Raw genomic sequence first — 14,471 nt, 5'->3', positions numbered from 1 at the left:
CCGCCCCGAGGCGCGCAGGATCGCCATGGCCAGCCCCGCCCCCGACCGCCCCCGCACCGCCACGCCCCTCCAGGCGCGGCGCGAGGAGGTGCAGCCGAGCCTGTGGGACCGGCTGATCGACGACCTGCCCGCCATGACGGCCGAGCTCGCCCGGCGCGAGGCGGCCCTGGCTGCCCGCCACGGCCCCGCCCGGCTGGCGGCGCTGCTTGCGGGCGAGGGGCGGGACGGGCTCGACCCCGACCAGGCGCGCGACCTGGCGGCGCTGGCGCAATTGCAGGCCCGCCGCGCCGCCCTGCAGGAACGCGGCATCCTGGTCACGCCCGAGGTGCTGCGCGAGGCGGTGCGCCGCGACATCGAGGATCTGTTCGGCATCGAGCGGCTGGAGGTGCGCTATCTGCTGACCCCGGCCGAGCGCCGCACCGCACCCCCCGGCATCGCCGGCGGCGCCGAGGATCCGGCCGAGATGCTGGCCGATTTCCCCCATGTCCGCGCCTCGGTGCTGAATTACGGCGTCCCGGCCTTTGCCGGGCGGCGCGCGGGCGATTTCGACCACGAGGCGCTGGCGCGCGAATTGCGCGAGGTGCTGGCGGTGTTCGAGCCGCGCCTGCGCCGCGACACCATCCGCGTCACCGTCCAGCCCGGCACCCGCACCGGCCTGCGCGTGCGCATCGAGGGGCTGCTTCTGATGGCCCCCGCGCCCGAACGGCTGCGGCTGCTGACCACCATCGACCTTGACACGGGCGCCGCCGCCACGGTGCTGGAGGAGGGCTGATGGACCGCGCCTTCCTTGCCGCCTACGAGGCCGAACTGGACCATATCCGGGTGCTGGCCGGCGAATTCGCCGCCCTGCATCCCAACGTGGCACGCAACCTGTCGCTGGACGCCGTGCCCTGCCCCGACCCCTATGTCGAGCGGCTGCTGGAAGGCGTGGCCTTCCTGGCCGCCCGCACGCGGATGAAGGTCGAGGCCGAGGGCCAGCGTTTCGCCGCCGGGGTGCTGGATGCGCTTTGGCCCGACCTGGCCGCGCCGGGGCCGGCCATGGGCATCGGCGTGCTGCAGCCCGGCCCGCAGGTGCAGGCCATGGCGGGCGGGCATCCGGTGCCGCGCGGCAGCCGCTTCACCGCCGCCGTGCGCGAAGGCCTGGCCACCCGCGCCACCTATGCCACCGCGCAGGCGGTCACGCTCTGGCCGCTGGCACTGGCGGCGGCCGATTACCTGCCCGACCGCGGCGCGCTGGCCGCCGCCGGCCTTGCCGCGCCGGGGGCCGAGGCGGGCATCCGCATCGGCCTGCACGCGACGGGACCGGCCGCGCTGTCAGCCTTGGCGCTGGATAGGCTCGACCTGTGCTTTGCCGGCAGCGCGCGGGCGGGGGCGCTGTTCGACGCCATCTTCGGCAGCGGCCTGGGCGCGCTGGCCCGTCCCGCCCGGCCGGGTGCGCAGGCGCTTTCCCTCGGCCGGCCCGGCCTGGTGGGCACCGGCGACGACGAGGGGCTGACCCCGCGCCTGCGCCCCAGCTTCGAGGGGTTCCGGCTGCTGCGCGACTATTTCCTGATGCCGGAACGCTTTCACTATCTGCGGCTGGAGGGGCTCGCCCCCGCCGTCCGGCAATGCGGCGAAGGCGTGGCGCTGGAGCTTGCCGTGCCGCTTTCCCGCCCCGAGCCGCTGCTGGAGGGGCTGGGCCGCGACGATTTCCGGCTCTTCGCCGTGCCGCTGGTCAACCTGTTCGAGAAGGAATGCAATTTCGTCGAACTCGACGCGCGGGCCACGGCGCATCCGGTCCACCCCGACCGCGCCCGCACCCGCGACTTCGAGGTCTATCGCCTGGTCCGCGTCGCCGATGCCGACCGCGAAGGCGCGGACGGGCTGCTCTGCCCCGCCCATGCCCCCGAGGCGCCGCGCCATCCCGGCCCGCTCTGGTGGGCCGAGCGCCGCCCCCGCCGGCCGGCCACCGACGAGATCCGGCGCGGCCAGATGCGCAGTTCCCATGCCGGGCACGACCTGTGGATCTCGGTCTCGCGCGCCGGGGACTGGATGCCGCGCCGGCTGGACATCCGCGCGCTTTGCACCAATCGCGACCTGCCGATCCTGGACGACACGCCGCGGCTGACGCCCGAGGGCGGCGAGCCGGTGATGCGGGTGGATCTGGTCGGCCCGATGCGCCGGCCGCAACCGGCGCTGGCGGGCGCGCCGCCGATGGCCGGACAAAGCGGCGCGGCGGGGCTGGACGAGCTGACCTGGCGGCTGGTGGCGCAGCTTGCCTCGGGCCATCTGTCGCTGGCCGAGGCCGGGCGCGACGGCGCGCCGCTTTGCGCGCTGCTGGCGCTTTACGCCGACCGCGGCGATCCGCGGCTGGCCCGCCACGCCCGCGCCGTCGCCGCCGTCGCCAGCCGCCCGGTGATCGAGCGGCTGGACCTGCCCGGCCCGCTGGCCTTCGGCCGCGGCACCGAGATCACGCTGGAAATCGACGAGGCGCCGCTGGCCGGGGCCAGCCGGCTGCTTTTGCCGGCGCTGCTGGACCGGCTGTTCGCGCGCCACGCCTCGGTCAACAGCTTCGTGCGCACCCGCACCCGCCTTGTGCAGAAACAGGAGGAGATGTCATGGCCGATGCGGCCCGGCCTGCGCGCCCGGATCTGACGGGGAACCCGCCCCCACCCGCCGGCATCGAGGCCTTCGCCCTGATGCGGCGGCTGGAATCGCCCGGCCGCCGCTTCGGCCATGCCGGCGGCCTCGAGCAGGAGCCCGCGCGGCTGGGGCAGGAAATCCGCCTGGGTCCCGCCGCCTGCGAGGTCGCGCGCTTCAGCCCCGCCGAGGGCGACGGCCCCGCCCGCATCGCGCTGGAGATCACCGGGCTGTTCGGCCCCGAAGGCCCGATGCCGCTGCACCTTAGCCGGCGCATGCTGGAACGCATGTCCGAACGCTGGTTCGCCGGCTCTGCCCAGCCCGAGCCGGGGGCGGATCGCGCTTTCCTGGAGTTCTGCAACCTGCTCCAGCACCGGATGATGGCGCTTTACTACCGCGCCTTTGCCGAGGCGCAGCCCGCCATCGCCGCCGACCACGGGCGCGAGGGCCGGCTGGCGGCGATGATCGCGGCGCTGGCGGGCCTCGGCCTGCCCGGCATCGCCGAAGCGCTCGACGATCCCGCGCCGGTCCTGCGCCACGCCACCGGGCTGGCCAGCCAGATCCGCAGCCCCGAGACGCTGGCCGCGCTGCTGTCGGACCTGCTGGACGCGCCGGTGCGGGTGGCCGAGTTCGTGCCCTATTGGCAGGACATCCCCGCCGCCCTGGCCAGCGGCCTTGGCCGCGCCCATGCCGGGCTGGGCCGGGGCGCGATGCTGGGTCCGCGGGTCTACCAGCCGCAGGCGCGGGCCGAGATCACCGTCGGCCCGCTGGGCCTTGCGCAATACCGCCGGCTGGCCGAGGACGGCCCGGAACGGGCGGCGCTGCGCCGCCTGCTGCGCTTTGCCATGGGCGAAGAGATCGGCTTCGACCTGCGGCTGGTGCTGGCCGCGCCCCAGGTGCCGCCGCCCCGGCTGGGCGCGGGCATGGCGCTGGGGCGGACCGGCTGGCTGGGCGACGGGGCCGCGCGGGACCGCGACGACCTGTGCCTGCCGCTGGACGAAAGGCAGGCCGCCTGATGACCCTGCGCCTCACCGTCCTCACAAGCCCCGTTCCCCAGCCCCGGCCCGAGCTGCGGCTGGAGGGCGGCCGGGCGGTGCTGGGGCGCGAGCCGGGCTGCGACTGGCAGATCGACGACCCCGAGATGTTCGTCTCGCGCCGCCATTGCATCGTCGAGGCCACGGCCGAGGGCTGGACCGTCACCGATACCAGCTCGGGCGGGCTGTTCATCGACGCGGCGGCCGAGCCGCTGGGACCGGGCCGCAGCGCCGCGCTGTGCGACGGGATGCGGCTGCGGCTGGGCGACGTGACGCTGGGCGTGGCCGTCGAGGCCGTGGCGGGGGCCGCAGCGGCGGCGCCCGCCGATCCGGGCATCGGCATCGACCCGTTCTTCGCCCCCCGCGATCCGGCGCCGCCACCGCCGCCGCGGCCCTCGGATCTGCCCGAGCCCTTCGAGCGCACGACCGGCCGTTTCGCGCCGCCGCAGCCGCCGGCGCCGCCGCCCGGCTTCGACGATCCCTTCACGCTGGACCCGCTGCCGGCCGCGCAACCGGCAGCCCCGCCCCCACCGGGCGACGACTGGAACTGGGGACCGTCCGGCGCGACGCCGCCCCAGCCCGATCCCGCGCCCGTCGTGGAAACCCCTGCCCCCACGGCCCCGCCTCCGCCATCCGACGCGGCCGCCGCCTTCCTGCGCGGCGCCGGGCTGGACCCGTCGGGCGCCGAGGGCGTGGACCTGGAAGCGCTTGGCCGGCGCTACCGCATGCTGGCCGAGGGGCTGGTCGCGCTGCTGCGCGCCCGGGCCGAGGAAAAGGGGTCGCTGCGCGTCGCCCGCACCACGCTGGGCGCAGCCCAGGTCAACCCGCTGAAATTCCTGGCCATGCCCGACGAGCAGGTGGCCGCGCTGGTCGCGCCGCGCGGGGCGGGCTACCTGGACCCCGACGCCGCCATCGCCGAGGCGTTCCGCGACCTTGCCGACCACCGGATGCGCAGCTGGCACGGGCTGCAGGCGGCGCTGCGCCGGATGATCGACCGCTTCTCGCCCGAGGCGATCGAGGCGCAGCTGGCCGATGCCGGGCTGCTGCGGGCGCTGCTGGCGGGCGGGCGCTCGGCGCTGCTCTGGGACGCCTATGCCGCCCGCTGGGCCGAGATCGCCCGCGCCGCCGAGGACCGTTTCCTGGGCGAGGTCGGCGCCGAATTCCGCGATGCCTACGAAACCCCTGACAGGAGCGAGCCATGACCACGATCTTTCCCCTATTCACGCGCCGGGCCACGCTGGCCGGGCTTGGAACGCTGGCGCTGACGGCGGCCTGCGGCGGGCCGCAGGGGCCCGGTTCGGTCAACCTGGCGATGTCGGCCGCGGCCGGGGTCAATCCCGGCCCCGACGGCAGCGACCGGCCGCTGACGCTGCACATCCTGCAATTGCGCGGCACCGCCGGCTTCGACGCCGCCGACACGCTGGCGCTGCAAGACCCCGCCGCCGCCCTGGGGGCCGACCTCGTCAAGGCCGAGACGGTCACGCTGGCCCCCGGCGGCAGCGCCGAAAAGGCGCTGGTGCTCGACCCGTCGACGACGGCGGTGGCGGTGGTCGCCGGCTATCGCGACCCGGCCGGCAAGACCACCCGCGCCAAGGCCACCGTCTCGCCCACCGGGACCGCCAGCTTCACCGTCACCGCCGGGCCGGGCGGCGTCGTGATGGCTCCAGCCTGAAGGGAAAGCGCATGACCGAAGGCAGCCGCGTCGTCTGGTCCGAGGGCCTGTTCCTGCGCCCGCAGCATTTCCAGCAGCAGGACCGCCATGCCGCGGCCCAGCTGCGCGCGCTGCTGCGGGCGCGGCCGCGGCAGGCATGGGGCTTTGTCGCGCTGCGGCTGGATCCCTCGGCGCTGGAGGCCGGGCAGGTCGCCGTCGCCGAGGCCGAGGGGCTGTTTCCCGACGGCACCGCCTTTCGCATCCCGGCCGAGGCCCCGGCGCCGCCGCCGATCACGGTCGGCCGCGCCACGCCCGCCGGCGCGGTCCTGCTGGGCGTGGCGCCGCGCCAGCCCGGCACCGCCGCGGTCGATCCCGCCCATGCCGAGCCGGGCGGTGCGCGCTGGCGCGGCGAATGGGCCAGCCTGCGCGACGAGATCCGCGGCGGCGCCGAGCCGGCCGAGGTCGAGATCGCCCGGCTTTCGACCCGGCTGATCCTGCCCGGCGAGCCGGTGCAGGGCGCCGTCACCCTGCCGCTGGCCGGGATCGAGGGGCTGGCCGCCGACGGCCGCGTCGTGCTGGCCGAGGGCTGGCTGCCCCCCGCGCTGACGCTGGCCGCCGTGCCCTGGTATGGCGGGCTGCTCAAGGAACTGGTCGGCGGGCTCGACCGCATCATCGAGGCGCAGGGCGGCATGGTGCTGGGCGGCGCCGGCCGCTCGGTCGAGAACCTGCTGATCCTGGAGCTGGCCAATGCCGCCCGGCCGCGGCTGCAGCACCTGCTGGCGCAGAACCTTGCCCACCCCTCCGAGCTTTTCGCCGACCTGGCCGAGCTGGCGGGGCGGATGGCGACCTATGGCTCGTCCACGCGGCGGCTGTCGCCGCTGCCGGACTATGACCATGCCGACCCGCAGCCGGCCTTCGCCGCGCTGGCGGATGCGCTGCGCTCGCTGATCCTGTCCCTGCGCCATGTCGAGCCGAAATCCCGCGCCCTGCCGGTGGCGCGCCACGCCCAGAACGTCTGGAAGGTGCGCATCGACAATCCCGAGATCCTGCAAAACAGCCGCATCGTGCTGCGCATCGGCTCGGACATGTCGGACGAGGGCTTGATGCAGCTGTTCACCCGCCAGGTCACTGTGGGCGCGGCCGATGAGTTCGAGGCGCTCTGGACCTCGCGCCTGCCGGGCATCCCGCTGCGGCCGCTGCATTCGCAGCCGCGCGAGATCCCCTATGACGGCGACCGGCTGTGCCTGGAGTTGGACCGCAAGTCCGAGCATTGGGCGCGGCTGCAAGCCTCGCCGGGCTTCGTTCTGGGCGTGTCGGGCAAGCTGGACCGCGAGCCCGAAATCGACTGCTACGCGGTCAGCAGATAGGGGCGGGGGATGGGCGACCAGAACGATCCCTTCGGCCTTGGCGACCCCGGCCGCACCCGCATCCGCCCGCTGAGCGCGGGCCGGCCGCAATCCCAGCCCGCTTCGCCCGGCCCCGTCCCCGCCGCGCCGCGCCCCGCCTGGCAGGCCACGCCCGATCCCGCCGCGCCCGAGGCCGCGCCCCATGCCCGGCGCGGGCGGGCGCATCCCAACCCGCTGGTCGCCGCCCATGCCACGCTGCTGGAACTGGCGCCCGAGCTTGAGCGCGCCAATCCCCCCGCCCGCCCCGAGGCGCTGCGGGCGCGGCTGCAATCGGTGCTGGTCGAGGGACGCGACGCCTCGGTCGCCGCCGGCGTGCCGCTGAGCCGGGCCGACCAGGGCGCCTGGTTCGTCGCCGCCCTGCTGGACGATCTGGCGCTGAACACGCCCTGGGGCGGGCAGAGCGACTGGCCCCGCCAGCCCCTGGTGACGCAGATGACCGGCGAGGTCGATGCCGGCACCCGCTTCTTCGACCGGCTGGAGGCGCTGATGCGCAACCCGGCCGGCGAACGCGACTTGTTGGAGCTGGCCTGGCTGTGCCTCTGCCTGGGCTTTCGCGGCAAGTATCGCGTGCAGGGCGGCGCGGGCGAAGGCGCGCTGGTGGCGCTGCGCGCCCAGATCGCCCGGCTGCTGCGCGACCCCGAACGCGAGGCCATGCCGCTGGCCCCGCATGGCACCGGGGTGATCGCCCCCGACACCCCGCGCCGTTTCGCCGTGCCGCTGTGGACGCTGTGGACGCTGTGGCTGGGGGCGCTGGGGTTGGTCCTGGCGATCCATACGGGCCTGTCCATGCATCTGTCGGGCAAGGCGGAAAGCCTGTTCACCCAGGCTGCCGCCCTGCCCCCGGCCGAGCGCGCCGCGATCTTCCGCCCGGTCCGCCAGACCGTCGAGCCGGCCCCCGAACTGCCGGCGACGGTGATCGACCCGCTGCTGCCCGCCTTCGAGGCCGCGCTGCCCGCCGCCCTGCGCCCGGCGATGAAGGGGCGCGAGACCTCGGGCCTTGTCGTGCTGGTGGTGCAGGCCAGCGACCCCGAGGTGTTCCGCTCGGCCAAGGCCGCCCTCAACCCCGCCTATCAACCGCTGGTCGAGGCCATCGGCAGGACCGTCGTCGCCAATGCGCACCGCATCGGCGCGGTCGCGGTCAGCGGCCATACCGACAACGTGCCGGTGCAGCGCAGCAACCCCTTTGCCTCGAACCAGGGCCTGTCCGAGGCGCGGGCCGAGACCGTGGCGCTGGCGCTGGCGGCGGCCGGCGTGCCCGCCGAACTCATCCGCGCCGAAGGCCGCGCCGACAGCCAGCCGGTGGCCGACAACGCCACCCGCGACGGCCGCGCCCAGAACCGCCGGATCGAGATCCGCATCGAAAAGAGGCAATAGATGCGCATCTTCAAGGCCATGTTCCGGTTCCTCCTGTCCCGCGGCTTCTGGACCTTCGTCGGGCTGGCGCTGCTGGCGGCGGCGATCTGGTTCTATGGCCCGCTGGTCTCGGTCGGCGAGGCGGCGCCGCTGGAAAGCGCCGAGGTCCGCGCGCTTTGCCTGGGCGCCATCCTGGTGCTGTGGCTGCTGATCCTGCTGCTGGGCCAGATCCGCGCCGCGCGGCGCAACCGCATGTTCGTCACCGAGCTGGCCGCGCCGCCGCCCCTGCCCGACGCGCCCGATGCCGCGGCCGAGATCGGCGGCAAGTTCCAGGAAATCCTGGCCACGCTGGCCCGATCACGCCTGGGCAAGCGGCGCTTCCTGCGCGAGATGCCCTGGTATGTCATCATCGGCCCGCCCGGCACCGGCAAGACCACGGCGCTGCGCCAATCGGGGCTGAACTTTCCCATCGCACTGAACGACGACCTCAAGGGCGTCGGCGGCACCCGCAACTGCGACTGGTTCTTTACCGAAACCGCCGTGCTGGTCGACACCGCCGGCCGCTATACCGACCAGTCGAGCGAGCCCGAGCGCGACGCGGCGGAATGGGCCGGCTTCCTCGACCTGCTCAAGAAGCATCGCGGCCGGCGGGCGCTGAACGGGGTGATCGTCGCCCTGTCGCTGGACGAGCTGCTGGGCCCCGAGGACGCGCTGCGCCGCCACGCCCGCGAAATCCGCAAGCGCCTGACCGAGATCGGCGAGCGGCTGGAGATGCAGCTGCCGGTCTATCTGATGCTGACCAAGGCCGACCGGCTGCCGGGCTTCGAGGCGTTCTTCGGCGCGCTGACCTCGGCCCAGCGGGCGCAGGTCTGGGGCGCCACCCTGCCCGTCGACGCCCTGCCCGAGCCCGAGGCGATCACCCGCGAGTTCCGCAGCCTCGCCGCCGTGCTGGAGGGCCGGCTGGACGCGCGGCTGGCCGAGGATGCCGACCTGCCGCAGCGCGCCGCGATCTTCCGCTTTCCGGCCGAGTTCGAGCGGCTGGAGGCACCGCTGCGGCTGTTGATCGACACCGCCTTCGGCGAAAGCCGCTATGAGCAGGCGCCCTGGCTGCGCGGCTTCTACCTGACCTCGGCCACGCAGGAGGGCTCGCCCCTGGACCGGATGCTGGCCGGGATGGCGGCGGGCTTTGGCCTGGCGCCCGCGCCCATGCCGCATCGCATGATGGGCGAACGGCGGTCCTTCTTCCTGCACGACCTGCTGGCCGGGGTGATCTTTGGCGAGGCGGGCTTGGGCCTTTTCGATCCGCGCGCCGAAGAGCGCCGGACATGGATCTGGCGCGGCTCGGCCGTGGCGGCGGCGCTGCTGGTGCTGCTGGCGGGGCTGGGGTTTCTCTTCAACACCATGCGCCAGTCGGGCGCCGTCGCCGACCAGCAGCGCCTGCTGGCCGACCTGTCGGGGCGGCTCGCCAACGCCGCCTCGCGCCAGGCCCCGACCGAGCCGCTGGACCTGCCCGTCGCGCTGGACGCCATGACCGAGATCGAGGCGGCGCGGACGCCGGTGCCCGGCGGACCCTTGGCGCTGATCGGCCCCTCGGCCGCGGCCGAGATCGAGGGCGCGGCCCGGCTGGCCCGCGAACGCGGGCTGCGTAACCTGCTGGAGCCGCGCATGGTGGCCTTTCTGGAAGCGACGATGTGGCGGCAGATCCGCGACCCGGATTTCCTGCTGGGCGCGCTGAAGGCCTATCAGATGCTGACCGGGCTGGGCCCCTATGACCGGGCCTGGCTGGTGGAATGGTGGCAGGAGGTGCTGCCCCGCTTTGCCGCCGAGACCCCCTTCCCGACCGAGGCCGCGCGCGCCTGGCAACTGGCGGCGCTGGACCGGCTGGGCGGCGACGAAAGCCGCATCCAGGCCGATCCGCAGCTGGTCGAGGCCGCCCTGCAGGCGGTCTGCACCGTGCCCTTGTCGCTGCGCAGCTATCGCGCGCTGATGTCCGAGCCCGAGATCGCCGCCCTGCCCGACTGGATCCCCGCGGAAAAGGCCGGGCCGCTGGCGGGGCAGGTGCTGACGCGGCTGTCGGGCCAGACCCTGCGCCAGGGCATTCCCGGCGCCTTCACCTGGCAGGGCTTTCACGCCACGGTGCTGCCGATGCTGCCCAGCATGGCCGAGGCGGCGCTGAACGACCGCAAGGTCTTTGCCGGCGGCTGCGCGGAAAGCGCCGATGCATCGGCCGCCTCGCTGCAGGCCGACATGATGAAGCTTTACCAGGACGATTTCATCAACGCCTGGGAAGGCTTCCTGCGCGACGTGCGGCTGGCGCCGATCCCCGACCTGGCCACCGCCACGGCGAACCTGAAGGATCTGGCCAGCCCCGACAGCACGCTGAAGCGGCTGCTGAACGCCGTCGTCGCCGAAACCGACCTGGCGCGCCCGCCCGAACAGGGCGACAGCCCCGAGATCAACCCCGGCGTGCTGAAGAAGGTGGCCGGCAAGCTGGGCCTTGGCGCGGCGGCCCGGATCGGCACCAAGGTCGCCGCCGCCGCCCGCCGTCCGGGCGAGCCCGAGCCGCCGCCCCCCGGCGCCGAGATCGCCCGGCATTTCGCCCCGCTCAAGGCCATCGTCGCCGAGGTGGACGGCAAGCCGCCGCTGATCCTGGATGCCGAGACCGCGCTGGGTGCGCTGTCCAAGGAGCTTTTGACCGTGCAGGCCAGCCCCGATCCGCAGGCGGCGCTGCTGTCGCGCGGCGGGCTGCCGCAGCTGACGGGCGACCTGCGCAATGTCGCGGCCACCCTGCCCGACCCGGTCAACGCCTGGCTGGGCGCCATCGCCGGCGACACGATCAGCGTCACGCGCGAGGCGATCCTGGCCCAGCTCAACGCGCGCTGGCGGGCGGACGTGCTGCCTTTCTGCCGCGCGGCGACGGGCGGGCGCTATCCCTTCGTCGCCGATTCCGCCATCGACGTGACGGTCAGCGACTTCCAGCAGCTTTTCGGCCCCGGCGGCCGCTTCGACGGCTTCACCAACGAGACGCTGGCGCCCTATGTCGACAGCAGCGCCCGGCCCTGGCGCTGGCGGGCCGACCTGGGGCTGGACGCGCGCACGCTGGCGCCGTTCGAACAGGCCCGCGCCATCCGCGACGCGCTGTTTCCGGGCGGCGCGGGGCCGGTCATGGCCTTTACGCTGGAGCCCAAGGACCTGACCCCGAATGCCGCGCGGGTGACGCTGAACGTGGACGGGCAGAGCCTGGTCTATTTCAACGCCGCCGCCCGGCCGATGCCGATGACCTGGCCGGGCAAGGACGGCACCAACCTGATCTCGCTGAGCTTCACCCCCGTCGATGGCACGGGCGAGGCGATCAGCACCGAAACCGGCGCCTGGGCCTGGCTGCGGCTGGTGCGCAAGGCCGGGCTGTCGCCCACCGCGCTGCCCGAGGTCTTTGGCCTGCGGCTGGGCATCGGCCCCTATGCCGCCCGGTTCGAGCTGCGCGCGGCCTCGGTCGAGAATCCCTTCGACCTCAGCATGTTCGGCGCCTTCCGATGCCCGGAAGCGTTCTGACCGCGCAGGCGGGCTTCTGGGGCAAGCTGCCGGCGCGCGGCGATTTCGTCGGCCGCGGCCTGCCCGAACCGTTCCGCCGCCGCTGGGACCGCTGGGCCGCGGCGCATCTGGCCGGGCGCGAGGGCTGGCCGCCGGGCGGGTTGCGGCTGCGCATCGCCTCGGGCGGGCGGGCGGCGGCGGGGCTGGTGCTGCCCTCGGCCGATGCGGTGGGGCGGCGCTTTCCGCTGGCGCTGTTCGTGCTGGCCGACGGCCTGCCCGGACCCGAGGCGCTGGAGCCCTGGTGCGATGCCGCGCTGCAAGCCGCCGCCACGCCCGACCCCGATGCGCTGTGGCAGGCGCTTGCGGCCCTGCCCGCGCCGGCCGGCAATGCCGAGGCGCCGCCGCTGCTGCTGTGGCGGCGGGGGGTTGCCGCGCTGGCCGCCGACCCCCAGGCGCCGGAGCCTGCGCTGGCGGCGATCTTCAGTTCAGGTTGACCTTGGAGCCCTTGACCGAGGTCTCGCCCGAGGCCTTCACGTCGATCTTGCCCGAGCCCTTGATCGTGATGTCCTTGCCCTCGATGGTGATGGTGCCGTCCTTCTTCAGCACGATGGCGGCCGAGCCGCAGGTCAGCGCGATCGAATCCGCCGCCACGACGGCCAGCGCCGCGCCCACGTCCAGCCCCATCTTGCCGGCGACCTTGTGCAATTCATCCGCGCCGACCGTGGTGGCCCGCTTGCCGGCGACGTCCAGCGACGAATCGCCGCCGACCTTCTCGACCCGGTTGCCGCCCGCCTTGTGGCTGCGGTTGCCGCCGACCTCGACGGTCTCGTTCCCCGCCACGTTGGTCGAGCGGTTGCCGCCCACCTTCCAGCCGTCATCCGAGGAGATGGCGTGATTCTGCCCGGCCAGAACCGTCACGCCGCGCGCGCCGACGATGGTGTTGGTCTGCGCCGCGCCGACATTGCGCGTCTCGGTCGCGGCCACGCTGTCCACCCGCGCCGCCTTGACGGTGACGGTCTGCACGCCGCCCACGGTCTGGCTGTGCGCGCCGTCGATGGCCTCGGTGGAACTGGCGGCGACATGGATCGTCTCGGTCGCGCCCACGTCCAGGCTGCGATGGCCGCCGACCTTTTCCGTATCGTCCACCCCAATCGAGACCTGGCGGTTCGCGCCGATGGTGGTGAACTTGTCGTTGCCCACGCTTTCGCGCCGGTCGTTGCCGATGGACTGGGTCGCGTCGTTGCCGACATCCTCGATCCAGTCATGGCCGATGCGGCGGGTCTCGTCGTTCTTGATCAGCTCGTTATGGTCCTTCTGCGCCTGGAAATACACCTCTTCGGCGCCGGCCTTGTCCTCGAAGCGCAGCTCGTTCCAGCCGCCGCCGCCGGGCGAGCTGTTGGATTTCCAGCCCGATTGCGTGGCATTGCCGGGCAGGCCATAGGGCGGCACCTGCTCGGCATTGTAGACCCGGCCGGTGACGATGGGCCGGTCGGCATCGCCGTCCAGGAAATCGACGATCACCTCCTGCCCGATGCGGGGGATCTGGATGAAGCCCCAGCCCGCCCCGGCCCAGGCCTGGCTGACGCGGACGAAGCAGCTGGAATGCGCATCGCGCCGGCCCTTGCGGTCCCAGAAGAACTGCACCTTCACCCGCGCATGTTCGTCGGTATAGATCTCGGCCCCCGCCGGGCCGACCACCACGGCGGTCTGCGGCCCGCGCATCGGCCGGCGCGGCGTGCGGCGCTCGGGGCGAAAGGGGATGCGCGCGGGCGCGCAGACCAGCCGGACGTGATAGCCCAGCGGATCGCGCCCCTCCTGCCCGGCGCGCTGGCCGGCGCGGACCTGGTCGTCCCACATGCGATAGCGGGCGGACAGCACCAGGTGGCGGTCGTTTTCCGCCTCGCGCGGGAAACCCGCCAGCGTGAAGCTGCGCCCCGGCCCCAGCGGCCGGGCGGTGCCCTCGGCCGCGACGCGCTCGAAGGCGGCCTGCGCCTCTTCCAGCCGGATGCCGGCCAGGCGGTCGCCGCGCCCCAGCTCCAGGTGCCGGCCGGGATAAAGATAAGCCTCGCGCCGGTCGCCGGCATGGCCCTCGGGCCGGCTCGCCGTCGCCATCAGGTCCGAGGACGGTTTCAGGAAATCGTAATCGGTCTGCGCGAAGCCGCCGATCCGCACCGAGGCGCGCGGCACCCAGCCGGTCAGGTAGTCGCCTTCGCGCGGCGCGCTGGGGCTGTCGGGCTCATAGGCGATCTCCTCGGCCCCCGGCGCGGGCTTCATCGCCGCATTGGCATCGGCCAGCACGGTGACATGGCCGTCCTGGGAATGCTCGAAGAAATAGAAGATCCCCTCCTCCTCCATCAGCCGCTGGAGGAAGTCGAGGTCGCTTTCCTCGAACTGGACGCAATAGTCGCGGGGCGGGTAGCTGCCCTCCAGCCGCTTGTCCAGCACCACGTCGGGATAGGCGCGCAGCACCTCGTCGATGATGTCGGGCACCGAGAGGTTCTGGAAGATGCGGTTGTCGGTCGCCAGGCTCGCGAACCACAGCGCCGGGCGCAGAAGCAGCCGGTAGAAGGCGAAATCGTCGCGAATCTCGGCCAGGCCGAACTCGGCGACATGGCCGTCGAAATGCCGCGGCTCGCTGTCCTCGGGGCCCTTGACGGCAATGGTGGCGCGGGTGCCCAGCACGTCGGCCGCCTTCACCTCCAGCGTCTTGGCCGACAGGCGCAGCTCGAAGGCGAAGGGGGCCGAGACCTGTTCCTCGCCCTCCATGCGCTCGAAGGTGACGGGCTCGCCTATGGCGGGAATGGCGACGGTGATCTCGCGGGCGGATGACATGCTGACCTCCTGCCGATTGCCGGGCCCAGTATGACGCAAGCCGGG

At 73.8% G+C, this 14,471-nt stretch carries 10 protein-coding genes; 9 read left to right on the top strand and 1 reads right to left on the bottom strand.

The features are described from left to right. Positions 1-25 precede the first annotated feature (25 nt). Genes KF941_RS00170 through KF941_RS00130 form a run of 9 tightly spaced genes read left to right on the top strand, consistent with a single transcriptional unit; the run spans position 26 to position 12,088 of the window. Entirely contained in the window at positions 26-772 is a 747-nt protein-coding gene (locus KF941_RS00170) for a GPW/gp25 family protein (protein WP_116221963.1), read from the top strand. Then, on the top strand, positions 772-2,634 hold the full coding sequence (gene tssF / locus KF941_RS00165) for a type VI secretion system baseplate subunit TssF (RefSeq protein ID WP_214272246.1): 1,863 nt from the start codon (positions 772-774) through the stop codon (positions 2,632-2,634). The genes KF941_RS00170 and tssF overlap by 1 nt, the downstream gene beginning before the upstream one ends. Beyond that, positions 2,598-3,635, top strand: a complete 1,038-nt coding sequence (tssG, locus tag KF941_RS00160) for a type VI secretion system baseplate subunit TssG (protein ID WP_214272245.1) — start codon at positions 2,598-2,600, stop codon at positions 3,633-3,635. Before tssF ends, tssG begins: the two co-directional genes overlap by 37 nt. After that, positions 3,635-4,855 (top strand): type VI secretion system-associated FHA domain protein TagH, encoded by a 1,221-nt coding sequence (tagH, locus tag KF941_RS00155; RefSeq protein ID WP_214272244.1) that lies wholly within the window; start codon positions 3,635-3,637, stop codon positions 4,853-4,855. The genes tssG and tagH overlap by 1 nt, the downstream gene beginning before the upstream one ends. Next, on the top strand, positions 4,852-5,325 hold the full coding sequence (gene tssJ, locus KF941_RS00150) for a type VI secretion system lipoprotein TssJ (protein WP_214272243.1): 474 nt from the start codon (positions 4,852-4,854) through the stop codon (positions 5,323-5,325). Before tagH ends, tssJ begins: the two co-directional genes overlap by 4 nt. Before the next feature lie 11 nt (positions 5,326-5,336). After that, complete coding sequence (tssK, locus tag KF941_RS00145) at positions 5,337-6,671, top strand: type VI secretion system baseplate subunit TssK (protein ID WP_214272242.1); 1,335 nt, start codon at positions 5,337-5,339, stop codon at positions 6,669-6,671. Positions 6,672-6,680: 9 nt separating this feature from the next. Beyond that, positions 6,681-8,084, top strand: a complete 1,404-nt coding sequence (gene icmH, locus KF941_RS00140; RefSeq protein WP_214272241.1) for a type IVB secretion system protein IcmH/DotU — start codon at positions 6,681-6,683, stop codon at positions 8,082-8,084. After that, positions 8,085-11,615, top strand: a complete 3,531-nt coding sequence (gene tssM, locus KF941_RS00135) for a type VI secretion system membrane subunit TssM (protein ID WP_214272240.1) — start codon at positions 8,085-8,087, stop codon at positions 11,613-11,615. Beyond that, positions 11,597-12,088 carry a TagF domain-containing protein gene (locus tag KF941_RS00130; protein ID WP_214272239.1) on the top strand — a complete coding sequence of 164 codons (492 nt, stop codon included), beginning with the start codon at positions 11,597-11,599 and terminating at the stop codon, positions 12,086-12,088. The genes tssM and KF941_RS00130 overlap by 19 nt, the downstream gene beginning before the upstream one ends. Here the strand turns inward: KF941_RS00130 and tssI are convergent. After that, positions 12,075-14,426 carry a type VI secretion system tip protein VgrG gene (tssI, locus tag KF941_RS00125; protein WP_214272238.1) on the bottom strand — a complete coding sequence of 784 codons (2,352 nt, stop codon included), beginning with the start codon at positions 14,424-14,426 and terminating at the stop codon, positions 12,075-12,077. The two genes, KF941_RS00130 and tssI, sit on opposite strands and share 14 nt — an antisense overlap. Positions 14,427-14,471 lie beyond the last annotated feature (45 nt).

This window comes from Paracoccus sp. pheM1 (assembly GCF_018499825.1).
Taxonomy (GTDB): domain Bacteria; phylum Pseudomonadota; class Alphaproteobacteria; order Rhodobacterales; family Rhodobacteraceae; genus Paracoccus; species Paracoccus versutus.
The sequence above is the reverse complement of the archived record's forward strand: the minus strand, read 5'-3'. Positions and strand labels throughout refer to the sequence as shown.